Raw genomic sequence first — 25495 nt, 5'->3', positions numbered from 1 at the left:
GTTCGATAGCAGGAATACGGTAGACGAGCCTGTGCAGCGAGTGCTGCGTCGCGCGGAGCCAAGCTGGCTGAATCGTGCCGCCTACTCGGCTAATCAAGCATTGCATGATAGCGCAAAAGCCGAAAAAGGTGGCAGTCGCGCCGAGGGGTATCGATTGTGCAGGGTTTTCCCTAGTCGGAGGTCGGATTGAGTTTTGTGCAATGCAAGCATACCATCTTGCGGTCCGAATCCCGGCCAGGGCGGGCAAGCGCTCGCAAGGCTCATCCTCAGGAAAATGCTGAACGATTCGCTCGCGCAGCCATTCGTAGCAGCGTTTTCCTCACGGCGGCTCAACCGAAGGAGCAACGATGAAAGATCCCGTACGTATTGCCATTACCGGCGGTGCCGGCCAGATCAGCTACTCCCTTATCTTCCGTATTGCCGCAGGCGACATGCTGGGCCCGGATCAGCCCGTCATTCTCCAGCTGCTCGAGATTCCCCAGGCCATGGACGCGCTCAACGGCGTGGTCATGGAAGTGAACGACTGCGCCTTCCCGCTGGTGCAGGACATCGTCGCCACCGACGACCCGAACGTCGCCTTCAAGGATGCCGATTTCGCTCTGCTGGTCGGCGCCCGTCCGCGCGGCCCGGGCATGGAGCGCAAGGACCTGCTGGAAGCCAACGCGGCGATCTTCTCCGTGCAGGGCAAGGCGCTCAACGACAATGCCAGCCGCAACGTGCGCGTGCTGGTGGTGGGCAACCCGGCCAACACCAACGCCCTGATCGCTTCCTGCAACGCGCCCGACCTGAGCCCGCGTCAGTTCACCGCGATGACCCGTCTGGATCACAACCGCGCCTTGACCCAGCTGGCGCAGAAGACCGGCAAGCGCGTTACCGATGTCGACAGCATGATCATCTGGGGCAACCACAGCGCTACCCAGTACCCGGATCTGGCCCATACCAAGGTGGCCGGCAAGCCCGCTTTCGATCTGGTCGAGCGCGACTGGTACGAGAACGACTTCATCCCCACCGTGCAGCAGCGCGGCGCGGCGATCATCAAGGCGCGCGGTGCTTCTTCTGCCGCTTCCGCTGCCTCCTCCGCCATCGACCACATGCGCGACTGGGCGCTGGGCACCGATCAGGTGGTGAGCATGGCGATTCCCTCCGACGGCAGCTACGGCATCGCCGAGGGCATCATCTACTCCTACCCGGTGCGCTGCCAGAACGGCGACTACGAGATCGTCCAGGGTCTGGAGATCGACGAGTTCAGCCGTGGCAAGATGAAGGCCACCGAAGACGAGCTGCGGGAAGAGCGCGCCGCGGTCGAGCACCTTCTGGGGTAACAAATGCCTGCGCGAGCGAATCGCCGCGCAGTGTAGTCGGCAGGCAGTAAAGAAAAACCCCGAAAGCCCAGGCTTTCGGGGTTTTGCGTATGGCAGGGCGGGCCTGGGTCAGTCCCGCAGGCTCATGATGCGCCAGCCGCGCCGTTCGGCCACCTCGCGCAGGGTGGCGTCGGGGTCCACCGCCACCGGGTGCTCCACCAGCTCCAGCAGCGGCAGGTCGTTGTGGGAGTCGCTGTAGAACCAGGCGTCGTCCAGGGTGTAGTCCTTGTCCGCCAGCCACGCCTCCAGGCGCTTGACCTTGCCTTCGCGATAGCTCGGCGTGCCGCTGACCTGGCCGGTGTAGCGGCCGTCGCGCACCTCCGGCTCCACCGCGATGAGATGATCCACCCCCAGCCGCTCGGCGATGGGGCCGGTGATGAAGCGGTTGGTGGCGGTGATGATCAGCAGAGTGTCGCCGCGGCTGCGGTGGCGTGCCAGCAGTTCCTCGCCCTTGGCCAGGATGTTGGGCTCGATCTTGCTGGCCATGAACTGCTGATGCCAGGCAGCCAACTGCTCGGGACTGTTGTCGGCGAGCGGCTTGAGCGCCACGGCGAGAAAGGCGTGGATGTCCAGCGTTCCCGCCTCATAGTCGGCCATGAAGCGGTCGTTGGCTTCACGGTAGGCCTTGGCATCCACTGCTCCCTGTTCGAGCAGAAACTCGCCCCAGGCGTGGTCGCTGTCGATGGCGAGCAGGGTATTGTCCAGGTCGAAGATGGCCAGACTCACGGCTTACCCCTTGCGATTTGGTGAGTAATGACTTGCTAGGTTTCGTGAAAGCTGGCGATTATGTCAGACAACGACCTCGCTGCTAAGCCTGCCGGAGCTTTTTCTCCTACTGCCGGTTCGGCCCCAACGTTGTATTGATGCGCTTTGCGCCCTTGTGGAAGAATGCAAGCAACGATGAATTTCACAAGGTGACGTCCGTGATCGACGCTGACGGCTTTCGCCCCAACGTTGGCATCATCATCGCCAACGCCAGGGGGCAGCTGCTTTGGGCGCGTCGGGTAGGACAGAATGCGTGGCAGTTTCCCCAGGGAGGCATCAAGTCAACCGAAACACCGCAACAGGCGCTTTACCGAGAGCTGGAGGAGGAAATCGGCCTCACCGCCGATGACGTCGAACTGCTTGCCTGTACCCGGGGGTGGCTGCGCTATCGCCTGCCACGACGCATGGTGCGCATGAATTCGAGGCCGGTGTGTATCGGCCAGAAGCAGAAGTGGTTCCTGCTGCGGATCCGCTGTCAGGAGAGCCGCATCTGCATGGATGGCTCGGAGAAGCCCGAGTTCGATAACTGGCGCTGGGTCAGCTACTGGTATCCGCTGGGCCAGGTGGTACCGTTCAAGCGCGAGGTGTATCGCCGCGCGTTGAGCGAGCTGTCGCCGCGGGCGCAGCGGCTGGCGCTGGAAGGGCGCTGAGCGAAGAATCCGCTGTTCGGTACGAGTGGGGCAACGCAGGGCCCCGTGTGAGCTCCGCCGCACTGGCGGTGCTTGGCCTTGACTCCTCAGCAGGCGAGGGACGACAACGATGGAAAGCAAGACGCCGATGCTCGAGGTGCTGCGCCGGGTCATCCAGGAGGTCAACGGGGCACGCAATCTCGATGCGGCGCTGGCGACCATGGTTCGCCGTATTCGCAAGGCCATGCGCACCGACGTATGTTCCTTCTATCTCTACGATGCCGAGATCGAGGCGCTGGTGCTGATGGAAACCATCGGCCTGCACAGCCAGGCGGTGGGGCAGGTCACCTTGCGGGTAGGCGAGGGCCTGGTCGGTCTGGTGGCCGAGCGCGAGGAGCCGCTCAACCTGGAGGACGCACCGTCGCACCCGCGCTTCCGCTACTTCGAGGCCACCGGCGAAGAGCGCTACTCCAGCTTTCTCGGCGTGCCCATCATCCATCAGCGGCGCATGCTCGGCGTGCTCGTCGTACAGCAGGCCGAGAAGCGCCGCTACGATGAGGAGGACGAAGCCTTCCTCATCACCATGGGTGCGCAGCTGGCCGGCGTGCTGGCTCACGCGTTGGCCACGGGCAGTCTCAGCAAGCCTACGCTGCCTGGCGGGCAGGCCATGTTCACTGGCGTTCCCGCCTCGCCCGGCATGGCCATCGGCGAGGTGGTGGTGGTGGCGCCGCTGGCCGATCTGGACAGCGTTCCCGACCTGATTCCCACCGACGTCGAGCACGAGATCGCGCGCCTCAAGGAGGCCATCGAGTGCGTGCGCGAGGAGATTCGAGCCGCGGGCGAGCGCCTGGCCAACCGCATCTCCGCCCAGGAACTGGCGCTGTTCGAGGTCTACCAGCAGATGCTCAGCGAAGCGGCGCTCTCCCAGGAAGTGGAGAAGCGCATTCGTGAAGGGCAGTGGGCCCCGGGGGCGCTGGCCGACGTGGTGCGGCGTCACGTGCAGTATCTGGAGCGGGTCGACGACGACTACCTGCGCGAGCGGGCCGCCGACGTGCGCGACCTGGGCCGCCGGGTGCTGGCGCATCTGCAGGAGGAGACTCCCCAGACTCCTGCCAATTTCCCCGAAAGCACCATCCTGGTGGGCGACGAGATCAGCGTCGCCACGCTGGGCGAAGTGCCGCGGGAGCGTCTGGCCGGGCTGGTCTCGATGCGTGGTTCGAGTACCTCTCACGTGGCGATCGTGGCGCGGGCCATGGGCATTCCCACGGTGTCGGGCATGGTCGACCTGCCGCTGCCGCGGCTCTCCGGTGCCGAGGTGGTCCTCGACGGGCACCGGGGGCGGCTCTTCGTGCGGCCTACCGATGAGCTGAAAGCCCGCTACAGCAGCCTGATCGCCGAAGAGGTGGCGCTGACGGAAGTACTGGAGCATGAGCAGGACCTGCCCAGCGAGACGCCCGACGGCTACGAGATGCCGCTGATGGTCAACACCGGGCTGGCTTTCGACACCGCGGTATCATTGAAGAAGCGCATCAGCGGCGTGGGTCTGTACCGCACCGAAGTACCGTTCATGATTGCCGAGCGCTTTCCGGGGGAGCAGGAGCAGGCGCGCCTCTACCGCGATCAATTGGAGAGCTTTGCGCCGCTGCCGGTGGTCATGCGTACCCTCGACATCGGCGGCGACAAGGACCTGCCCTATTTCCCCATCGAGGAAGCCAACCCCTTCCTCGGCTGGCGCGGCATCCGGGTCACGCTCGATCACCCCGAAGTGCTGATGGTGCAGCTGCGCGCCATGCTGCGTGCCGCTCAGGGGCTCGACAATCTGCAGATTCTGCTGCCCATGGTGACCAACGTCGACGAAGTCGACGATGCGCTGCGCCTGTTGGACCGTGCCATTCGTGAGCTGGGCGAAGAGGGCGTGGTCTCGCCGCGGCCCCGGGTAGGCGTGATGCTGGAGGTCCCTGCCACGCTCTATCAGTTGGATGCCCTGGCCGAGCGGGTCGACTTCTTCTCCGTCGGCAGCAACGACCTGACCCAGTACCTGCTGGCGGTGGATCGCAACAACCCCCGGGTGGCGAGCCTCTACGACTCCTGCCATCCCGCCGTGCTGTGCGCCATGGCGCGGCTGGCCGAGGAGTCACGGCGGTTGAAGAAGCCGATCTCGGTGTGCGGCGAACTGGCCGGCGACCCGGCCGGCGCGCTGCTGCTGATGGGCATGGGCTTCGATTCCCTCTCCATGAACGCCCCCAGCCTGCCCCGGGTCAGAGCGGCCATTCGTCGGGTATCGATCGACGCCGCCAAGGCGCTGGTTCGGGAAACCCTGGCGCTCAATTCACCGGTGGCGGTTCGCAGCCATCTGTTCGGGCGTCTCAGCGAATGGCAGCTGGCGCACCTGCTGCCGCCACGGGACTGAGCGCGACTCATGTGTCTCATCGCTTTCGATTTTCGACCGCAGGCGCCGATATCGCTGCGCCTGGTGGCCAACCGCGACGAGTTCTACCAACGGCCGACGGCTGCACTGGCGGCGTGGCAGGATGCGCCCGACATCGTCGGCGGCCGCGATCTCGAGGCCGGCGGCAGCTGGCTGGCGGTGCATCGTCGCGGGCGATTCGCGGCGGTGACCAACGTGCGCGATCCTGCCCTCGCCGTGGCGCCCGGTGCGCCGAGCCGGGGACAGCTCGTGCGCGACGCACTGGAGTGCCCCGACCTCGCTGCCTGGCTGCTCAGGCTCGCCGGGGGCGAGGGTTGGCGCTATGCCGGCTTCAACCTGCTGGCGGGCGATGGTGAGCGCCTCTGGCATCTGCACCGCGGTCGGGACGAGCTGCTGCTCACCCATGTCGCGCCCGGCATCCACGGCCTTTCCAATGCCACTCTCGATACGCCCTGGCCCAAGCTGATCGCCGCCCGACAAGGGCTGGCGACCGCGCAGCGTCGCCGCTGGCCGGAGGACGCGCTGGAAGCGTTTGGCCAGACACTGCCGGCCGACGATGGCCATCTGCCCGATACCGGCGTGGGGCTGGAGCTGGAGCGCCGGCTGTCGCCGCCTTTCATCGTCGGGGAGCAGTACGGCACCCGTGCCACTACCTGGCTGGAGTGGGACGCCGGCGCGGGCGCCGTGGTGCTGGAAGAGCGTCGCTTCGGCCCTGCTGGACAGCCCCAGGGGGTGACGCGGGAGCAAATTGCCTTGCATCTCAATTCGTTCCTGGCGTCGCCATGACAGCCAGGACGTAGCGGCGTAAACTCACCCATCGGCATTCGGCACAGGGACGCAAGCCCGTGTTAGTACACAAGGACCGCTTATGGTCTTACCTGATATGGCCCCTGCTGTGGCCGCTGCTGCTGGCCCAGGCAGCCCTGGTGCTGCTGTGTCTGCTGGCAGGCGCCGTATTGTGGCTGGCCACTCCCGACCCTGCCGCCTGGACGGGCCCCGCCTGGCTGCTGTTGGCCCTGCTGGTCGGCACGACCCTCACCACCTCGGCCTTTCTCCTGCAATTGCGCCACCGCATTCGCGAATGTGAAGCTCAGGCCGAGAGCCGCCTCGAGCGCATCGAACGTCTGCTGCTGGAAGCCGAACAGATGCTGCCGGGCTGGCTGGCACAGCCGGGACGGCTCGAGACCCATGACGACTCGATGATGGGGCGCATGGAGCGCCTGCATGATGGCATGATCGAGCTGCAGTCGCGGCTCGAGCTGGTGCCGAGCCCCGATGCGCTGCTGGCGGGCAGTCAGCGGCCGGCGCTGCTGCTCTACCAGGGGCGCATCGTCGGCGCCAACCTGGCCATGGAGCAGCTGCTGGGAGAAAGTCTGGCCAAGCTCAGGGGGCAGGATCCCGCGACTCGGCTGATCGAGCGAGGCGATGCGGGTGACAGGCTGGTCGAGGTGCAGGTGCTCGATGGCGAGGGGCGCTGGCGCTCCTTCCGGGCGGAGTGGCTGGAGGCCTCGCCCTATCAATTGCTGCTCTTCGAACGCGCCGGCATGCACGAATTCGGCAATCTGCTGGCGGCCCGCGAGCGGGCGAGGGAAGACTCGCGGCTGAAGTCCCACTACCTGACGCTGCTGCAGCGCGAGCTGGAGCCGCTGCTGAATGAGCTGGCCGAGAGCATGGAGCGTGGTGAGGCAGGCCCCGGAGATTCGTCGCGTTACGCCCACCTGCGCGAGCGTATCGCCGACATCCTGCTGCTGATCAACAGTCTGGCCGGAGAGCGGGGTGAGCTGCTGCCGCCCGCCGGCGCCGGCCAGGCGGCGGAGCCGCTGCGGGTGCTGGTGGTCGATGACGGGCCGGTCAACCGCATGCTGGCCAGCCAACTGCTCGAGACCCAGGGGCTCAGGGTCGACAGCGTCGCCAGTGGCCCGGAAGCCCTGTTGCAGCAGCAGCGTCTGTTCTACGACCTGGTGCTGATGGACATCTTCATGCCAGACATGGATGGCATCGAGGCCGCCCGACGCTGGCGCGAACAGGAGGCGCTCGCTCCCGAGGCCGGTCGCAGCATTCTGGTGGCGCTCACCGCCAATGCCACCGACAGCGACCGCCAGCGCTTCGTCGAAGCGGGCATGGACGACTACCTGGCCAAACCCTATGGCCCGCGTGAGCTCATCGACCTGCTTCGGCAGTGGCGGCCGGACGCCTTCCAAGATACCGCAGCGACATGACCGTGTTGCGTTCATCTTTCATCTTTCATCTGTCATCGACGGCGGCCCCGTCATCATGCCGGCCCCGGTCTGTGCTTTCGGCCCGCTGGCCGTCGTAAGGCTCCGTTTCCCGTTCCGAGGTGTACATGAACTATCCCGATATCGATCCTGTCGCCATCTCGCTCGGCCCTTTTCAGGTGCACTGGTATGGCCTGATGTACGTGATCGGCTTCGTCGGTGCCTGGTGGTTGGGGCGCCTGCGGGCTCATCGTTTCGGCCTTACCCATGAGGATGTCGGCGATCTGCTGTTTTATCTCGCCATCGGCGTGGTGGCCGGCGGCCGCCTCGGCTATGCGCTGTTCTACGGCATGGGCCAGTGGGCCGCCGACCCGCTATGGGTGTTCCGTGTCTGGGACGGCGGCATGAGCTTCCACGGTGGCTTGATCGGCGTGCTGCTGGCCGCGCTCTGGTTCGCCCGCAAGAAGCGCATGGCCTTCTTCAGCCTCACCGACTTCTTCGCACCCATGGTGCCGATCGGCCTGGGTGCCGGGCGCATCGGCAACTTCATCAACCGCGAACTGCCCGGTCGGGTCACCGAGATGCCCTGGGGCATGCCGTTTCCCGGCATGGGGCCGGAGCCGCGGCACCCCACCGCGCTCTATGAGGCCTTTCTCGAGGGCCTGGTGATGTTCGTCATCCTGTGGTGGGTGTCGGCCCAGCCGCGTCGGCGCGGTCTGGTTTCCGGTCTGTTCCTGCTGCTCTACGGGGTGTTCCGCTTCGGCGTGGAGTTCTACCGTCTGCCGGATGCCCACATCGGCTACCTGGCCTTCGGCTGGTTCACCATGGGCATGCTGCTGACCCTGCCGATGATTCTCTTCGGTATCCTGCTCATCGCCTGGTCGCGGCGTCAGCCGCTGGTGGGCGACAAGACTATGCAGTGAAGCTCGACGACAGCGGGGCAGTAATACTCGACGACAGCTACGCAGTGATACTCGCCGAGAGTAGGAGTGCGTGGGCGGAGGCGGTAGACTCTCTGGTCAATCGATCGACTGCCAATCGACCATCTTATATATAGAGCCTTGCCAAGATGCCTGACCACAACGTCCAGCTCGGGCGGCCCGCTACCGAACGGGTCGCTCTCCAATCGCAACCCGAACAGTCCGCTCTCGAGCAACCGTATCTGGATCTGATGCGGCAGGTGCTGGAGCAGGGCGTGGAGCGCGGCGATCGCACCGGGGTCGGCACGCGCTCGCTGTTCGGCCACCAGATGCGCTTCGATCTCTCCCGCGGCTTTCCGCTGGTGACTACCAAGAAGCTGCACCTGCGCTCGATCGTCCACGAGCTGCTGTGGTTCCTGCGTGGCGATACCAATATCGCCTATCTCAAGGAGAACGGGGTCAGCATCTGGGACGAGTGGGCCGACGCCAACGGCGATCTCGGCCCCGTCTACGGCTATCAGTGGCGCAGCTGGCCCGACCCCCGCGGCGGCCACGTGGATCAGATCGCCAAGCTGCTTGAGCAGCTGCGTACCAATCCCGGCTCGCGGCGGCTGATCGTCTCGGCCTGGAACCCGGCGCTGGTCGACGAGATGGCGCTGCCCCCGTGCCACTGCCTGTTCCAGTTCTACGTGGCGGAAGGGCGGCTCTCCTGCCAGCTCTATCAGCGCAGCGCCGACATCTTTCTCGGGGTGCCGTTCAACATCGCCAGCTATGCGCTGCTGACCATGATGATCGCCCAGGTCGCCGGCCTCGAGCCCGGCGACTTCGTCCACACTCTGGGCGACGCTCACCTCTACCTCAACCACCTGGAGCAGGCCGAGCTTCAGCTCTCGCGGACCCCGCGTGCGGCGCCCCGGCTGGTGCTCGATCCCGGCGTCGACGACCTGTTCGCGTTCCGCTTCGAGCATATCGCCATCGAAGGCTACGATCCCCATCCTCATATCAAGGCCGAGGTGGCAGTATGACCGACGAGACTCTGGTGCCGGTGGCGATGATCGCCGCGGTGTCGCGCAACGGCGTGATCGGCGTCGACAACAAGCTGCCCTGGCATCTGCCCGAGGACCTCAAGTTCTTCAAGCGCATGACCCAGGCCAAACCACTGATCATGGGGCGCAAGACCTTCGCTTCCATCGGTCGCCCGCTGCCGGGGCGGCTCAACATCGTGGTAACCCGGGATGAGAGCTTCCACCACGACGGTGTGCGGGTCTGCCACGATCTCGAATCGGCGCTGTTCCTGGCCGACCAGCAGGCCACCATCGATGCCAGCGAGGAGATCATGGTGATGGGCGGCGGCGAGATATATGTCCAGGCGCTGCCCCACGCCAGCCGCATCTACCTCACCGAGGTGGATGTCGAGGTGGAGGGCGATGCCCGCTTTCCCGAGCTGGATGAGAGTGAATGGCAGGAGGTGCAGCGGGTACCGGGCTCGCCCAACCCGGGCCAGCCGAGCTACAGTTTCGTGCAGTACCAACGCCGCTGAACTGCACGTTGTCAGCGCCTCGCTTGTGGCACACACTAGGCTGAGGCATGGAGCTGCCCCGTTCTCGCCACCCCGTTCTATCGTCGTGTCGTCAACGTGAGCCCGCCAGGAGGATGCCGGTTTGATCGAAGAGCGTTCACGTCAACTGTTCGATGTCTTGGAGACCTGTGCCGACACGGCGCTCCATGAGTTGCGCAGCTATCGCGCAAGAATCCAGGAGCTGGAGTCCCGTCTCGCCGAATCCGAGGCGCGGCAGCAGGAGCTGGAAGCGGCTCGCCTGGAGCTGATGGAAGAGAACCGCGAACTGGATGAGCAGAATCGCGAGCTCGAGGAGGACAACGCCCGTCTGCGCGAACGCCTGCGCAAGGGCGAGACGACTCCGGCGTTTCCCGGCCCCGCACGGCGCGCCCAGGGCCTGGCGGCGCTGATCGGCCAGCGACCGCGGGCGGAAGCCGGTCAGCACGGCGAGCCGCCTGATTCCTGTCGGGAAGTCGCAGGCGATAAAGACAAGGAGGCGGCAGGCGCTCAAGAGACGGCAAGCGGCAAGGGTATGCCGAGCAAACCGTTGAGCCCCTTCGCTCCTGCAGGTAGCGTATCCGCTGCATCGTCCACTCCGGCATATGCCTCTTTCAAGGCGGCTCCGGCTCAGAAAGCGTTGGCCGAACGTCAGGGCCAGCTTGCCATCGAGCAGGCGCCCTCCGCCGATGCCTTGCTGAAGCAGTGGTACCAGCGCTATCCCCATACCTTCTTCAAGGGCCATACACGGCCGCTCAAGGTCGGCATTCATCACGACCTCGCCGCACGCGAGCCCTGGCCCGAAAAGCTGGTGCGTCGTGCGCTGGCGGGCTACGTCAACCTGCCGCGTTATCTGAAGGCGGTGCGTGAAGGCGCCGAGCGTATCGACCTCGACGGTGCGCCTGCCGGTGACGTCGATGCCCAGGCCGCCGAACATGCCAAGCGCAAGCTGGAGCGGTTGCAGAGCGAACGGCTCGAGCGCAGCCGTCCGGCAGGTGCCGCCCCGAAGCGGGGCAGTGGCAAGGCGAACTCCGGCCGCAGCCGCGCCGTTGCAACAGGCGCCCAGCCGGCCGACAAGGCTCGCCGTCAGCCCCATGACAGTGCCCCGCCCAAGGCGGCCAGCCCTGCATCCGAAGCGGCCGATCCCATCGCCGCAACGGCGGACCCCGAGGAGCGCATGGAGGCCAAGCTTTCGGCATTGCTGGCCAAGCACGGCAGCAGCCGCAAGGGGAGTTGAAGCCGGCCCAGCCGAAGCGTAGAAAGTCCGTCGCTTGTCAGCGCTGTATCAGCGAGGCATGATGTGCGGGCTCATCGCTGCCAGGCAGATCGACTGCCATGCCTGCAGCACGCGGTTCAGGGAGCGGGAGCGCCCAGGACCGCAAAAGCAGGGCAAAGTTCCGTCGGGGAGGCGGGCATCATAGGAAAACAGTGTTTTTTCTTATTGCGTTCCGATTTTTCCCGGTATAGAGTTCTACCTGCGAGCATTGGACTATAACAAGGCTTCGCTGCGGTCATGACCGGCCACCGGCCCTTCCTGGGAAGGAACCGAGCCAAGCACGGCGGGACCCATGCCCGGCAAGCTACCTGCACCGATCACCGATCCGTGCAGTAACGATCGAAACAGTAAGCTAGTGAAAGGAACTATCGCGATGAAAAAGACACTGTTAGCGACTGCCATTGCCGGCGCCCTGGGCGTCACCGCTGCCGCTCAGGCTGCTACCGTTTACGACCAGGACGGCACTCAGGTCGACGTCTACGGCCGTATCAACCTGGCTGTTACCACCGGTGGTACTGACAACCAGACTGTTTGGCTGGATGAGGGTACCGGTGAGCTCACTACCGTTCAGGGCACCAAGACTAGTGGCTCCGAGTTCCGCGACGTCTTCTCCCGTTTCGGCTTCCGCGCTCGTCATCAGGTAGCGCCGGATCTCCAGGCTTTCGCCAACATGGAGTTCCGCCCGCTGCTGGACGCGCAGAGCACTGACTCCATGCAGATTCGCAATTCCTTCCTGGGCCTGCGCGGCGACAACTGGGGTATGGTTCGCATCGGTAATTTCGATGGCGTTCTCTACCAGGCCGTGACCAGTAAGTTCGAAATCCAGGAGCTGCATGGCTTCATCTCCCAGAGCGGTGGTGCAACCTCAGCTCGCGGTGACTCCATCCAGTACTCCACCCCGAACCTGGAAGGCTTCCAGGCTCACGTTCAGGCCAAGCATCTGAGCGGTAACGGTTCTGCTATCGGTGCGCAGGACAACTCCTCTACCGTCTCCTGGCAGGCAGCTGTCAACTACACCTGGCAGGACCTCTACCTGGCTGCCGGTTACAACCAGAACAAGGACGTCTTCGAGCGTGGCGCCAGCTATGACGGCGGCCAGCCCAACATTTCTGGCGAAGACATCTGGGCCGCTGCGGCAATCTATCAGTTCACCCCGGCGGTTCGCGTTGGTGTGAAATATGAAGATGTGACCAGCGAGTTCAGCGAAGAAGAGCTGATCGAGCGCGCTCCTCTTGTTGGTGGCCTGCGTAATGTGACCAACGCCCTGGGCGCGGTCGACAACCAGTGGACCCTGATGGGTGTGTTCGACTACGGTATGGGCGAAATCTACGCCGACTACCACCGTATTCGTTCTTCCCTCGACGGTGTTGACAGCCGCAACGCCTGGACCCTGGGCGCCAACTATCGCTTCAGCCGTCCGATGTACGTCTGGGCCGAAATCCACGATGCGGACTTCGACTCTTCTGACGCCGTTGAAGACGTGACTGACGATCTGTACGTTACTGTCGGTCTGCGCTACGACTTCTAAGTCGAGCCCAAGCTGACTGCAAGACACGTCGATTCGTCGACGACGAAACCGGCCCTTCGGGGCCGGTTTTTTTCGTCTGTAGTCTGGTCTGCCAATCAGCCGTGCTGCATATGGGCTGCCGATGACGCTTTTCTGATAGACTGGCTCGCCTTATCGTTCCCGATCACTTGAGGAGTGGCCTTGGAGCTTATCTGGTTGGCCTACGTGGCCTTGGGTGCGGTGGTCGGTATCATGGCCGGCCTGTTGGGCGTTGGCGGCGGCGGCATCATGGTGCCGATACTGACCGCGCTGTTCCTCATCCAGGGGGTGCCCCTCGAGCACCTGGCTCATCTGGCGCTGGGTACCTCAATGGCCGCCATTATTCCCGCCTCCACGGCGAGCCTGCTCTCCCACCGCCGCCACGGCGCCGTGCGCTGGGAGATCGTGCGCTACCTGACCCCCGGCATTCTGGTGGGCACTTTTCTGGCCACCTTCATTGCCGCCTTGCTGCCGACCCGCGGCCTGGCGATTTTCTTCGCCTGCTTCATGATCCTGATGTCGCTGCAGATGCTGGCCAATATCAAGCCCAAGCCGACGCGTAACCTTCCGGGGCCTGTCGGCCTTGGCGGTGCGGGGCTGGGGATCGGCGGCATCTCGGCGCTGGTGGCCATTGGCGGCGGCTCGCTGACCGTGCCGTTCCTGACCTGGTGCAACGTCAGACTGCCCCAGGCCATCGGCACTTCTGCCGCCGTCGGCCTGCCCATCGCCCTGGCCGGTGCCCTGGGCTACGTGATCAACGGCTGGGGCACCCCCGGCCTGCCTGACGCCGCGCTGGGTTTTGTCTACCTGCCCGCTCTGCTGTTGATGGCTCCGTTCAGCATGCTGATGGCGCCGGTGGGGGCCAGGCTGGCGCATCGCCTGCCGGTGACGATACTCAAGCGGATTTTCGCGGTCATGATGATGGGGCTGGCGCTGCAGATGGTATATACCGTGTTCACTGCCTGATACCTTTGCTTTCGTTCCATGAAGCTCTTGATACAGATCAACTGAAGTAACGTTTTGTCGCCGAGCGGGGCGGCGCGGCGGGACAAGCGCAACGCAGCAGGCCAGAATCGAAGTCTCCCAGTGCGACCCACCGTGAGACCGAGGTAAGGAGTGCGCTCATGAAACCCCGGCCCGCCCAGCGGCCACGCTCCGCCGTGCCCCGCTGCGAGCGCTGTACGCTGCATGCCCGCTGCCTGCCGCTCGGGCTCGAGTTCGATGCCCTGCAGTCCTTCGATGACATCATCCGGCTGCCGCAGGCGCTCAAGCGCGGCCAGGCGCTGATGCGCCAAGGCGCACCCTTCTCCAGTCTCTATGTGGTGCGCTCCGGCAGCCTCAAGCAAACGGTAGCGCAGCCTGAGCAGCGCGCTCAGGTCACTCACTTCTATCTGCCCGGAGAGATCGTCGGGCTGGATGCCATCGGTGAGGAGGAGTGCCACGGCAGCGTGGTGGCGCTGGAGAGTGCCTTCGTCTGCGAGCTGCCGTTCACGCGGCTGGAAGTTCTCGCCGAGCGGCTGCCGGAGCTGCGCGGGCGGCTCTATCGCTGCATGAGCCGCGAGTTGCGTCGCGACCAGCGCATGATGTGCCTGCTCTCGGGGCGTACCGCCGACCAGCGCCTGGCGAGTTTCCTGCTGGGGCTTTCCGAGCGCTTCAGTTCCCGGGGTTTGTCGCCCTATCGTTTCTTTCTCTCCATGTCGCGCTCGGACATCGGCAGCTACCTGGGCCTGGCGCTGGAGACCGTCAGCCGGGTGCTGGCACGCTTTCAGGAGCAGGGAGCCATTGCCGTGGCCGGTCGCGAACTCACCATCAGCGACATCGAGGCGCTCGAAGCGCTGGCGGCAGAAAGCACAGGCGCCACCAGGGCGGCCCGACTCTTCGATTAAACCTTCCCTTTTGCCTGCCGATATCCAATGCTGACAGAGCCCCTTTGCAGGAAGGCCGCCTCGCTTTTGGCTGTCCAGAGGAGTGCGCCCACGCATGTCTTACAAGACGCTGGATATTGCCAGGAGTACCACGCTCCATATGGCGGCCGCCGTGTTCATCCTGATGGGCGGCACGGGGTTGCTGACCTACTGGCTGGACATCGTTTACCCACTGCGTGGCGTACTGCTGCCCGACAATGCACTGGCGGTGCTGATGGTGGGCCTAGGCCTGCTGGCACTCATGCTGCGCTGGTCGTTGCTGCGCCGCTTCAGCGCTTTCATCCTGCTTGCTCACGTCACTTACCTGTTGGTGCACAACACCTTGGCAGGCGGCCGCGAGGTGGGGGTGTCGTGGCTGACGGGCGATGTGCGCATGGGCTCACTGGCGTCGGCCATGCTGTTGCTGGTGGCGCTCTGTCTGTTGCTTGGTGTGGGCCGGCGCTTCTCGCGCGGGCTGTGGGCCGGCGTGGGTATCCTGTTACTGAGTAGTAGCCTGCTGGCATTGCTCCGGCTGTTTCTGCCGGGTGGTGAGATAGCCTGGACGCTGAACAACGCCTCTTCACCTCTGCTGGGAACCGTTCTGGCTCTGCTGCTGGGGATATCGATGCTGTGCATGGTAGCGAGCGTCGAGCGTCCGCAGCCGCGTCTGGGCCGGCTGGCGCTGGCCTGTGGTTTCTTCGGGGTCTTGCTGAGCTGTACGGTCTGGTACCTGTTGAACTGGCAGTACCAGGAGAACAAGCGGCTGCAAGCCGGCCACCTGTTGGACAACCTGCAATACAACGCCGAACAGGTCATGGCCGCGCAGCTTCTCCTGGCGAAATACATGGCCGAGCGTCTGGACGGCCCGGCTGTGCGGCACGACGAGGCGATGCGCGATCACCTTGTAGAGCGTTACTTGAGCGATGCTCCCGGCATGCAGGCTGTCGGCCTGTGGGATCGGGGGGAGTGGAGATGGCTGAACGCTCGCCATGCAGCAGCAGGGCAGTGGCTGGAGGCGCAGCCGAATGAGCCCGGGGTCGAGGCATGGCTGCAGCTCGACGCCACCCAGCCACGTCTGCTGGCCACCGGCCCGGAGCAGAGCGGTAGGGTGCTGACGGCGGTACCGCTGGCGTCGACGCAGCAGTTGCTGGGCAGCATGGATCTGGCGGTGCTGTTCGAAGAGGCGCTGCGTGTCCAGTTGGGGACCTACAAGCTGCGCGTGCTGCGCGAGGGAACCCTGCTGCTCGACATGCGGGTACCCGGACGTACGCCGAGTGAGTTGAGCTACCCGCTCATGGCCCAGCGCACCATCGAGCTGCCCGGCGGCGTCGAGCTGACGCTGGAGCTCTATCCCGACTCGGTCAGCGACATGCTCGAGGCCGGGTTGATACCCGGCGGAGTCGCTCTCGCCGGACTCCTGCTCAGCTATCTCATGGCGTTCAGTCTGGGACTGGCTCATCAGCGAAATAGGGATCGGCGCTCGCTATGGGAGAGCGAGCAGCGCTACCGCTCCCTCTTCGCCTATAACCCGGATGGGGTGTTCTCCGTCGATCCCAAGGGCATCATCGCTACCGCCAACCCGACCTTTGCCGCCATCACCGGCCTGCCCGTGGAGCGGGTCGTCGGCATGCATTTTTCCCAGCTCAGCCCACCCGGCGAGCGCGAGCGCATTCAGCAGAGTATCGACGAGGCGTTGAAGGGTAACGCGCTGCGCCATGAGGTCACCATCCTCGACCAGGCCGGTGAGACGCGAATGCTCTATGTGACTCTTCTGCCGATCCTGGTGGAGGGCGTTGCCCAGGGGGTCTTCGGCATTGCCAAGGACGTGACCGAACACCACCGCAACGAGACCCGCCTGCGCGTGCTGGAACGCAGCGTCCAGGCCAGCATCAACGGCATCGTGATTACCGATGCCAGCCAGCACGATCTTCCCATCAGCTACGTGAACGAGGCCTTTCTGGCCCTGACCGGCTACCGGGAGGAGGAGGTGCTGGGCCGCAACTGTCGCATGCTGCAGGGAGTGGAAACCGACCCCGATGCGGTGGCATGGCTGCGCCGCTGCGTGGTCGAACGACGCGATTGCCACGTCACGCTGCTCAACTATCGCAAGGATGGCAGCACCTTCTGGAACGCGCTCTACGTGTCGCCGGTGCTCGATGGAGACGGCGGTGTAACGCACTTCGTCGGCGAACTGCGCGATGTGTCCGAACGTCATGCCTACGAGGAGCGTCTCGCTCACAGCGCCAGTCACGATGCCTTGACCGGCCTGGCCAATCGCTCGCTGCTGGAGGAGCGGCTGAATGTCTCCTTCGCCATGGCGCAGCGCCAGGGCCGCAACCTGGCCGTGCTTTTCGTCGACCTGGACGACTTCAAGCCGATCAACGACAGCCTGGGCCATGCCATCGGCGACCAGGTGCTGATCGAGGTGGCCGGCCGACTCTGCGCTGCCATGGGGCCTGGCGATACCGTGGGACGCCTGGGTGGGGACGAGTTCGTGGTGCTGATGCCGGGCGCCACCTTGCAAGAGCAGGCAGACATGGCGGAGAGCCTGCTGCGGCTCGTGGCTCTGCCGTACGGCATCGAGCATCACGAGCTTCATCTGTCGGCCAGTATCGGCATTGCCATCAGTGACGAGACCACCGTTCAGCCCATGGAGCTGATTCAGCAGGCGGACATGGCGATGTACCTGGCCAAGCAGCAGGGGCGTAACGCTTACCAGTGGTTCACCCGTGACATCACCTTGCGTGTCAACGAGCGTCTCGCCTTGCGCAACGAACTTCAGGATGCCATCGACGGCAATCGGCTCGAGCTCCATTACCAGCCGCTATGCGACCAGGCCGGCGAGATCGTCTGTGTGGAAGCGCTGCTGCGCTGGCCTCACCCCGACCGAGGCTTCGTGTCACCGGCGGAATTCATCCCCCTGGCCGAGGAGACCGGCCAGATCATGGCGATCGGTCGCTGGGTACTCGAGCGTGCCTGCCTCGACATGGAGTGGCTGGGTGCGCGAGGCTACGGTGAGTTCAAGGTGGCGGTCAACCTTTCACCGATGCAGTTTCACCGAGCCGGTTTTCTGGAAGCGCTCAGGGAGATATTGGCTGCGACCGCGCTTCCGGCCAGCCGGCTGGAGCTGGAACTGACCGAAGGCGTGCTGTTGAAGGATGCGGGAGATGCGGTCGACATCCTTCATGCGCTGCGTGACATGGGGATCGATGTCTCCATCGACGACTTCGGTACCGGCTTCTCCAGCCTGAACTACCTGAAGCATCTTCCCATCAGCAAGATCAAGATCGACCGTAGCTTCATCAAGGAAGTGACCGAGAACCTGGACGATGCATCCATCGTCCAGGCCATCGTCTCCATGGCCCACCATCTGGGGCTGACCGTGGTCGCCGAGGGCGTCGAAACCGAGCAGCAGCTCGGTCTGTTGAAACGCTACGGCTGCCAGCTCTTCCAGGGCTTCCTGCTGGCACGCCCCATGCCCCGCGAGCGGCTCGAGCAGGCGCTGAAAGCCGGCAGTCTGCTCTTCTCCGACGAATGAGGGTCGCCACTGACATGAACGTTCGTACCATGCGCTGTGCCCGTGAGTGAGCGGTGCTGGCAGCTTGCTTGAAAGCTAGCGACGAACCAGCGGCCCTTGCATCACTACCTGACGAATCGTCTCGGCCATGAAGCGGCTGGCGGGGGAGCGCTGGGCCTGCTGCGACCACAGCAGGCCCGGCGTGCGTACCGGCGTGGGGCTCTCCAGCGGGATGGCTTTTACCCCGGGCTCGTTGCCCAGCGCATTCTCCGCCACGATGCTGCATAGATCGGTGCGTCGCACCAGTTCGATCATGGGGGAGATGGCATTGAGCTCGGCAACGATCTGCGGGCGGGCGCCGGCAGCGGCGAAGCACTCGTCGAGCATCTGGCGGGTCGAGAAGTGCGGTGCCAGCAGTGTCATGCGCGCGCCATTCAGCTCGACCATGCGCAGCCGCTTGCGCCGGGCCAGTGCATGGTCGCTGGCCACGATCAGCTTGAGCTCCTCGTTGTAGAGCGGCTCGAAGCGCAGGCCGCGGGGTATGGCCGGACGATAGGAGATGCCCAGGTCCAGGCTGCCGTCGACCAGCCCCTCGCTGATCCGATCCCCCGAAAGCTCCTCGACCACCACCTTCATCCGCGGCAGACGCTGCATGAAGCGCGAGAGGCAAAGTGGAATCAACTGCACGTTGAAGCTGTGGGTGGCGGCGATGCGCAGCTCGCCGCTCAGGTCGTCGGGGGCTTCCTTCAAGGCGCCCACGGCCTGATCGACCTGGCGCAGGATAGGCACCACGTGCTCGTGAAAGCTCTGGCCCGCCTCGGTGAGCGTCACCCGCTTGCCGATACGTGTGAACAGCGGCTGGCCCAGCTCCTCTTCCAACTGACGGATCTGGTGGGAGAGCGTCGACTGGGTGACGTGCACCTTCTCGGCGGCCCGGGTGAAATTGAGCGTTTCCGCGATGGCCAGAAAGTACCGGATGTGGCGAAGTTCCATGCAAGCTCCGCTTGTCGTGGCATCATCAATCGATGACATCAATCATTTTTATGTAAATTTATCATTTTTGTCCATCGTGATGGCGTCTTATGTTGTTCCAACACAAGCGTTACACATCACGAGCGTGGGTGCCGCTCCGGCATGACTCGCTCGCATCTGCCACGCGGAGCCAAAGCATGAAGATCGGGCGTGAGACAATTCCAAGAACCGCCATCAGCACCTCCAACGCCGACACCATCGTGGTGCGCGGCAAGGACCTCAGCGCCGAGCTGATCGGTCACACAACCTTCACTGACTATTTCCTGATGCTGCTCGACGGCGAGCCGGTGAGCGACGTGCGCCGCCGGGTGCTGGACGCCACCCTGGTGGCCATCGCCGAACACGGCCTGGTACCCAGCGTGCAGGCCAGTCGCATGACCTATGCCGCCGCCCCCGAGGCGCTGCAGGGCGCGGTGGCGGCGGGGCTGCTGGGCTGCGGCTCGGTGATCCTCGGTGCCTCTCAGGCGGCGGGGGAGCTGTTCGCCGAGATCGCCGATGAGATCGACGGGGGCAAGTCCCTGGAAAGTGCCGTGCACGATGTCGTCAGTCAGCGTCGCGCCCGCCGCGAAGCGATTCCCGGCTACGGCCACCCGCTGCACAAGGCCCGCGACCCTCGCGTCGAGGCGCTGTTCGGCGTGGCGCGGGAGGCGGGCGCCGAGCTGCGCTACGTGGAGATCGCCGAAGCCGTGGAGCGGGCCATTCCCGGCATCGTCGGCAAGGAGCTCAAGCTCAACGTCTCCGCTGCCATTCCCGCCGTGCTGCTGGGGGCGGGCTTTCCGCTCAAGGCGCTGCGCGGTGTGCCGCTGTTGGCACGCACCGCCGGGCTGATCGCCCATCTGCTGGAGGAGTCCGAGCAGCCCTGCGGCTTCGCGCTCTCCTATCAGGCGGCCCAGCGGGTCGAGTACACCGGCGAGGTTCCGCCGGGCTTCACCCAGGAAGGGGGGCAGTCATGAGCAAGGTACTCGAAGGCATTACCGTCATCGAACAGGGCACCTTCATCACCGGACCCGCCGCCGGCATGCTGCTGGGCGACCTGGGCGCCAACGTGATCAAGGTCGAAATGCCCGGCAAGGGCGACCCCTTCCGCGCTTTCAAGGGCGGGCTCTACAGCCCCCACTATCAGACCTACAACCGCAACAAGCGCAGCATCGCCCTCAACACCAAGGAGCCGGAGGATCTCGCCACCTTCGATGCGCTGATCCGCGATGCCGACGTCTACATCCAGAACTTCCGCCCCGGCACCGCCGAGCGGCTGGGGGCGGGTGAAGAGCGCCTGCGCGAGCTCAACCCGCGGCTGATCTACTGCGCCATCAGCGGTTTCGGCAACGACGGCCCCTACGCCGGGCGCCCCAGCTACGACACCGTGGCTCAGGCCGCCAGTGGTTTTCTCAAGCTGCTGGTGAATCCCGAGAACCCACGGGTGGTGGGGCCGGCCATGGCCGATGCGCTGTCGGGCTTCTACGCCGCCTACGGTATTCTCGGCGCACTGGTGGAGCGTGGCCGTACCGGCCAAGGGCGTCGGGTCGACGTCTCCATGCTGGAGGCGATGTGTCACTTCAACCTCGACGCCTTCACCCACTATCTCTCCGAGAACGAGATCATGGGGCCCTACAGCCGGCCACAGGTGTCGCAGTCGTACGTGATGCAGTGCGCCGACGGCAAGTGGGTGGCACTGCACATGTCCTCGCCGGAGAAGTTCTGGCAGGGGCTGGCCAACGCCATGGAGTACCCCGAACTGCTGCAGGATGAACGCTTCGCTACCCGTGAGGGGCGCATCGACAACCAGGAGCAGATGATCGAGGTGCTCAAGGGTGTCTTCAAGCGCCGAGTGCGTGACGAATGGTGCCGCCGTCTGGAAGCCGAGGACGTGCCCCACGCCCCCATGTACGACACCGACGAAGTGCTTGAGGATCCTCAGGTCAAGCATCTGCAGCTGGAGGTGAGCACCGAGCACCCCACGGTGGGCACCTTCCGCACCCTGCGTTCGCCGGTCTCCTATGACGGCGTGAAGCCACTGGAGGTGACGGCGCCGCCGGTACTGGACGAACACCGTGACGAAATTCTGGCAGAAGTGAAGCGCCGCCAACGTTGAAGCGAGTGCGCGGCGCAGTGGCACCATGACACAACGACAATCATCAGGCCGGGCGGGCGCTGCCAGCCCAGGCCGAACAGGAGCCCAGTCATGTTCGAATTGCCCAACGAAGACGAGATCGTTCCACACGGCATTCCGCAGACCCCGGACGACATCACCGAGATCGTGCTCAAGGCGATGAGCCATACCAAGGACGACCGGCTGCGCGAGATACTCACCGCGCTGGTGAAGCATCTGCACGCCTTCGGCCGCGAGGTGAAGCTGAACGAAGAGGAGTTCATGGCCGCGATCAACGCCGTGACCCGGCTCGGCCACCTCACCCGCGATCGCCACAACGAGACCATGGTGATGTCCGACGCCCTGGGCTTCTCCACCCTGGTGATGATCCTCAATCAGGCGCGCACGCCGGAGCAGATCTCGCCGGCCCTGCTGGGGCCCTTCTACAGCCGCAAGGATCCGGAGTACCCGCTCGGCTTCAACATCTCCCGCGATACGCCGAAGGAGAGCGACATTCCGCTGTTCGTCTCCGGCCGGGTGACGAGCCGCGACGGCAAGCCGCTGCCGGGCGCGCTGGTGGAGGTGTGGCACGCCTCGCCGGAGGGGCTCTACGAGAACCAGGACGACTCCCAGCCGCACCTCAACCTGCGCGGCAAGTTTCGCACCGACGCCGATGGGCGCTACCACTTCCGCACCATTCGCCCGGCCAGCTACCCGATTCCGACCCACGGCATCGTCGGCGAAATGCTCGAGGCGCAGAGCCGCCATCCGTTCCGCGCCGCGCATCTGCACTTCACCGTTTCGGCCGAGGGCCACCAGACGCTGGTGACGCAGATCTTTCCCAAGGACGACCCCTTCCTCGAATCGGACTGCGTGTTCGGCGTCACCAGCGCCGACCTGGCCATGGAGTTCCCCATCCACGACGACGGCCGGGCGCCCGACCCCGACGTGCGTGGCCGCTACTGCACGCTGGAAGTGGATTTCGACCTGTCGCCCGGCGTTTCGCGTCTGCCGGCATCGCCCATCGATTCGTGATGCCCGCACGCTGAAGCGTCGTTGCCGTAACCAGTCGCAATAACCAGTTGCCATAACCGGTTTCCATATCCGGCTTCCATAACAACAAGCCAATACGAGACGCCAACATGACACATCCAAAGCACAACACCATCAAGTCATCGACTGTCTTCCCCCTCAAAACTCTCACTGCCGCGACGCTGGCCGCCGCACTGCTTCCCGCCAGCGCTTCCGCAGTGGAAACGATCAACCTGACCGTGGGCTCCAGCCACCCGACCACCATTCCCTGGGTGGGCATGATTCCCCAGGTCTTCATCCCCAAGGTCAACGAGATCCTGGCGGAAGAGGGCGAATACGAGGTGCGTTGGACCGAAGCCTACGCCGGTCAGCTCTACGGCACCAACGCCACCCTCACCTCGATTCAGGACGGCATCGCCGACATTGGCTGGGTGTTCAGCTACCTGGAGCCCTCACGTATGCCGCTGGCCCAGATCAGCGCCTATACGCCGTTCACCACCAGCGACCCCGAGCTGATGCTCGACGTGATGAACGACCTGGTGCGCTCGGTGCCGGAATTCCGCGCCGAGTGGGAGGAGCACGATCTGGTGTTCCTCGGTGCCACCGCCTCGGATACCTACGACATCTACACCAACTTCCCGGTGGAGAGCCTCGACGATCTGGAAGGGGCGCGCATCTCCGCCCCCGGCGTGCTCGGCGTATGGCTCGAGCCGGTGGGTGCGGTGCCCGTGGACGGTACCCTGGCGAGCTATTACACCGACATCCAGACTGGTGTCTCCCAGGGCGTGGTGGGGCTTGCCACCGGCAACCTGCCGGCGCGCATCTACGAGGTGGCGCCTTACGTCACCCAGGTCAATCTGGGCGTGGTGTTCTCGGGCGGGCTCGCCATCAACCAGTTCACCTGGGACGGCCTGCCGGAGCCGGTGCAACAGGCGCTGATGGAAGCGGGCGAGACCTACACCCGTGCCCACGGCCGCGACCTGGCCGAGCGCTACGAGAGTTCTCTCGAGCGGATGGTCGAACTGGGTGCCGACCAGAGCACGCCGGTGCAGGTCCAGGCGCTATCCGACGAGGAGCGCCAGCAGTGGATCGACGGCATGCCTGGCCTGGCGCAGCAGTGGGTCGAGCGCAACGAAGGCCGGGGCCTGCCGGCCCGCGAACTCCTCAGTACCTACATGGATGCCATGCGCGAGCGCGGTCACGAGCCGGAACTGGCCTGGGACCGCAACTGATCGGTAATGCCCGGCCGGCGTTGCCGGTCGGGCCTGAGGAGTCGTGGCAATGACCTTTTCTTTCAAGACGCTGGTGCTGGGGCGCCGGCTCGGCGGCGGCCGTCACAACAGCCTGTTCGGCTACCTGGTGGACGGCCTCAACGCGGTGGGTTCGCTGCTGATCTTCTCGATCATGGCGATGATCGTGGTGGACGTGCTGTCGCGCAATCTGCTCAACAAGCCCATTGCGGGGGTGGCGGAGCTGGTGGCGGCCTCCATCGTCATGATCGTGTTCCTGCAGCTGCCCAGCACGTTGCGCCACGGCCGCATGGCCCAGGCCGACATCTTCATTCAGGGCTTCACCGAGCGTCACCCGCGCCTTGGCCACGGTTTGCAGACCCTGTTCTATCTGGCCGGTGCCTACATGCTGATGGTGGTCTACCAGGGCACGCTGCCGACCTTCCTGCGTGCCTGGGAGCGCAACCAGTTCATGGGCGTGGAAGGGGTCTTCACCTTTCCCGTCTGGCCCATCCGCCTGGTGGTGATCGCCTGTGCGGCCATCACGCTGCTGCAGTACCTGCTGCTGGCGCTCCAGGCGCTGGTGTGGACGGTCAGGGGCGGAGCGCCTGACGCCGAGGAGGATCGCCCATGAGCGGTATCGAAATCGGCATCGTGGCGGTGGTCATGATGCTGGCGCTGATCTACTTCGGCATGCATATCAGCATCGCCCTGATGCTGGTCTCCTTCCTGGCCATCTCGACCCTGCGCAATCCGGAGCTGGCCACGCGCATGGTAGCCGCAGCGGCCAACGACTCGCTCAGCAGCTACCTCTACGGCGTGGTACCGCTGTTCGTGCTGATGGGGCTGCTGGTGGTGATATCGGGGGTAGGGCGGGACACCTTCGACGTCTTTCAGTGGCTGACCCGCCGGATCCGCGGCGGACTGGGGGTGGCCACCGTCGGCGCCAACGGCATCTTCGCCTCGATCACCGGCATCAGCGTGGCCTCGGCGGCAGTGTTCACCAAGGTGGCGGTGCCGGAGATGCGTCGGCATGGCTACACGCCCAAGTTCTCGGTGGGCGTGGTGGCGGGCAGCTCGGTGCTGGGCATGCTGATTCCCCCTTCGCTGCTGATGATCGTCTACGGTGTGCTGGCCGAGCAGTCGGTGGGGCGCATGTTCATCGCCGGCATCATACCGGGCATCCTGCTGGCGGCGACCTTCTGCATCACGATCCTGCTGCTCGCCTACCTGCGCCCCGGCTTCATGATGCAGGGAGCGGCCAGCATGGGCAACGTTGCAGCGCCGGCGCCCACCGCGGGCGAAGCGGAATCGGGCATGGCGCTGGCGCTCAAGCTGGTGCCCATCCTGGCGCTGATGGCGCTGGTACTGGGCGGCCTCTACAGCGGTTTCTTCACGCCGACCGAGGCGGGTGGCGTGGGCGCCTGCGGCGCGCTGCTGCTGGCGCTGCTCAAGCGTCGCCTGAGCCCGGCCAAGTTCTACCAGGTGCTGGGCGAGACCGGGCACGTGGCGGTATCGATCCTGTTCCTGATTCTCGCCGCCTCGCTCTACAGCCGCATGCTGGCGCTGACCGGGTTGCCGATGGCCATCGCCCAGTGGGTCACGGCCATGGAGTTGACCGCCTACCACTTCCTGTTTCTCTACCTGCTGGTGGTGATCCTGATGGGCTGCATCATCGACTCGGTGTCGATCATGCTGATCGTGTTGCCCATCGTGCTGCCCATCGCCCAGTTCTTCGGCATGGACCTGATCTGGTTCGGCGTCATCACCGTGGTGGCGGTGGAAATCGGCCTGATCACGCCGCCGTTCGGCATATCGGTCTACACGGTGAAGGCGGCGCTGAACGACCGCAGCGTGCCGGTCAAGGAGATCTTCAAGGGCGTGGTGCCGTTCTTCGTCGCGATGCTGGTGGTGCTGTTCATCCTCACGCTGTTCCCCGTGCTTTCCACCCATCTGGCCTACCGCTACTGAACCGTAAAGACCGACGACAAGGGAG

General features: G+C 64.8%; 21 protein-coding genes. 19 read left to right on the top strand and 2 right to left on the bottom strand.

Features of this window, described 5'->3' with window-relative positions; genetic code table 11:
- The first annotated feature begins 347 nt into the window (after window positions 1-347).
- Window positions 348-1322 (top strand): malate dehydrogenase, encoded by a 975-nt coding sequence (locus tag HOP58_RS03405; RefSeq protein WP_234259565.1) that lies wholly within the window; start codon window positions 348-350, stop codon window positions 1320-1322.
- A 108-nt stretch (window positions 1323-1430) separates the two neighbouring features.
- Here the strand turns inward: HOP58_RS03405 and HOP58_RS03400 are convergent, their stop codons facing one another.
- The gene (locus HOP58_RS03400) at window positions 1431-2087 is read right to left on the bottom strand and encodes an HAD family hydrolase (RefSeq protein WP_234259564.1); all 657 of its coding nucleotides are present in this window, start codon (window positions 2085-2087) and stop codon (window positions 1431-1433) included.
- A gap of 197 nt (window positions 2088-2284) precedes the next feature.
- Here HOP58_RS03400 and HOP58_RS03395 point away from each other — a divergent pair, with 197 nt between their 5' ends.
- The 12 genes from HOP58_RS03395 to HOP58_RS03340 all read left to right on the top strand — a co-directional run bounded on the left by HOP58_RS03395 (window position 2285) and on the right by HOP58_RS03340 (window position 18138).
- Window positions 2285-2776 carry an RNA pyrophosphohydrolase gene (locus HOP58_RS03395; RefSeq protein WP_026037963.1) on the top strand — a complete coding sequence of 164 codons (492 nt, stop codon included), beginning with the start codon at window positions 2285-2287 and terminating at the stop codon, window positions 2774-2776.
- A 127-nt stretch (window positions 2777-2903) separates the two neighbouring features.
- Window positions 2904-5165 carry a phosphoenolpyruvate--protein phosphotransferase gene (gene ptsP / locus HOP58_RS03390; RefSeq protein ID WP_234259647.1) on the top strand — a complete coding sequence of 754 codons (2262 nt, stop codon included), beginning with the start codon at window positions 2904-2906 and terminating at the stop codon, window positions 5163-5165.
- A 9-nt stretch (window positions 5166-5174) separates the two neighbouring features.
- A complete protein-coding gene (locus tag HOP58_RS03385) occupies window positions 5175-5969 on the top strand; it encodes an NRDE family protein (RefSeq protein WP_234259562.1) in 795 nt (264 codons plus the stop codon).
- 59 nt (window positions 5970-6028) lie between these two features.
- Entirely contained in the window at window positions 6029-7402 is a 1374-nt protein-coding gene (locus HOP58_RS23240; RefSeq protein ID WP_234259561.1) for a response regulator, read from the top strand.
- A 125-nt stretch (window positions 7403-7527) separates the two neighbouring features.
- Window positions 7528-8322, top strand: coding sequence for a prolipoprotein diacylglyceryl transferase (gene lgt, locus HOP58_RS03375; protein ID WP_234259560.1), 795 nt, complete (start codon window positions 7528-7530; stop codon window positions 8320-8322).
- A gap of 248 nt (window positions 8323-8570) precedes the next feature.
- Window positions 8571-9344, top strand: coding sequence for a thymidylate synthase (locus tag HOP58_RS03370; RefSeq protein ID WP_234259646.1), 774 nt, complete (start codon window positions 8571-8573; stop codon window positions 9342-9344).
- Window positions 9341-9859 carry a dihydrofolate reductase gene (locus HOP58_RS03365; RefSeq protein WP_234253695.1) on the top strand — a complete coding sequence of 173 codons (519 nt, stop codon included), beginning with the start codon at window positions 9341-9343 and terminating at the stop codon, window positions 9857-9859. Before HOP58_RS03370 ends, HOP58_RS03365 begins: the two co-directional genes overlap by 4 nt.
- 121 nt (window positions 9860-9980) lie before the next feature.
- Window positions 9981-11111 (top strand): ProQ/FINO family protein, encoded by a 1131-nt coding sequence (locus HOP58_RS03360; RefSeq protein ID WP_234259559.1) that lies wholly within the window; start codon window positions 9981-9983, stop codon window positions 11109-11111.
- A gap of 412 nt (window positions 11112-11523) precedes the next feature.
- Entirely contained in the window at window positions 11524-12678 is a 1155-nt protein-coding gene (locus HOP58_RS03355; RefSeq protein ID WP_234259558.1) for a porin, read from the top strand.
- 174 nt (window positions 12679-12852) lie between these two features.
- Window positions 12853-13662 (top strand): sulfite exporter TauE/SafE family protein, encoded by an 810-nt coding sequence (locus HOP58_RS03350; protein ID WP_234259557.1) that lies wholly within the window; start codon window positions 12853-12855, stop codon window positions 13660-13662.
- 158 nt (window positions 13663-13820) lie between these two features.
- On the top strand, window positions 13821-14582 hold the full coding sequence (gene fnr / locus HOP58_RS03345; RefSeq protein WP_234259556.1) for a fumarate/nitrate reduction transcriptional regulator Fnr: 762 nt from the start codon (window positions 13821-13823) through the stop codon (window positions 14580-14582).
- 94 nt (window positions 14583-14676) lie between these two features.
- Entirely contained in the window at window positions 14677-18138 is a 3462-nt protein-coding gene (locus HOP58_RS03340; RefSeq protein ID WP_234259554.1) for an EAL domain-containing protein, read from the top strand.
- 75 nt (window positions 18139-18213) lie between these two features.
- On the opposite strand, the gene HOP58_RS03335 is transcribed toward HOP58_RS03340, so the two are convergent.
- Window positions 18214-19110, bottom strand: a complete 897-nt coding sequence (locus tag HOP58_RS03335) for a LysR substrate-binding domain-containing protein (RefSeq protein ID WP_234259553.1) — start codon at window positions 19108-19110, stop codon at window positions 18214-18216.
- A 176-nt stretch (window positions 19111-19286) separates the two neighbouring features.
- Between HOP58_RS03335 and HOP58_RS03330 the strand changes: the two genes are divergently transcribed.
- From HOP58_RS03330 to HOP58_RS03305, 6 genes are all read left to right on the top strand, one after another.
- On the top strand, window positions 19287-20102 hold the full coding sequence (locus HOP58_RS03330; protein ID WP_234259551.1) for a citryl-CoA lyase: 816 nt from the start codon (window positions 19287-19289) through the stop codon (window positions 20100-20102).
- The gene (locus tag HOP58_RS03325) at window positions 20099-21241 is read left to right on the top strand and encodes a CoA transferase (RefSeq protein WP_234259550.1); all 1143 of its coding nucleotides are present in this window, start codon (window positions 20099-20101) and stop codon (window positions 21239-21241) included. Before HOP58_RS03330 ends, HOP58_RS03325 begins: the two co-directional genes overlap by 4 nt.
- Before the next feature lie 90 nt (window positions 21242-21331).
- Window positions 21332-22273, top strand: a complete 942-nt coding sequence (locus HOP58_RS03320) for a dioxygenase (protein ID WP_234259549.1) — start codon at window positions 21332-21334, stop codon at window positions 22271-22273.
- 107 nt (window positions 22274-22380) lie between these two features.
- A complete protein-coding gene (locus tag HOP58_RS03315) occupies window positions 22381-23502 on the top strand; it encodes a C4-dicarboxylate TRAP transporter substrate-binding protein (RefSeq protein WP_234259547.1) in 1122 nt (373 codons plus the stop codon).
- Between the two features lie 49 nt (window positions 23503-23551).
- Window positions 23552-24133, top strand: coding sequence for a TRAP transporter small permease (locus HOP58_RS03310; protein WP_234259546.1), 582 nt, complete (start codon window positions 23552-23554; stop codon window positions 24131-24133).
- Complete coding sequence (locus HOP58_RS03305; RefSeq protein WP_234259545.1) at window positions 24130-25470, top strand: TRAP transporter large permease; 1341 nt, start codon at window positions 24130-24132, stop codon at window positions 25468-25470. The genes HOP58_RS03310 and HOP58_RS03305 overlap by 4 nt, the downstream gene beginning before the upstream one ends.
- Window positions 25471-25495: the final 25 nt, after the last annotated feature.

Source organism: Halomonas sp. MCCC 1A11062, assembly GCF_021404355.1.
GTDB lineage: Bacteria > Pseudomonadota > Gammaproteobacteria > Pseudomonadales > Halomonadaceae > Halomonas > Halomonas aerodenitrificans.
Note: the sequence above shows the minus strand (reverse complement) of the source record. Positions and strands in the feature narration are given on the sequence as shown.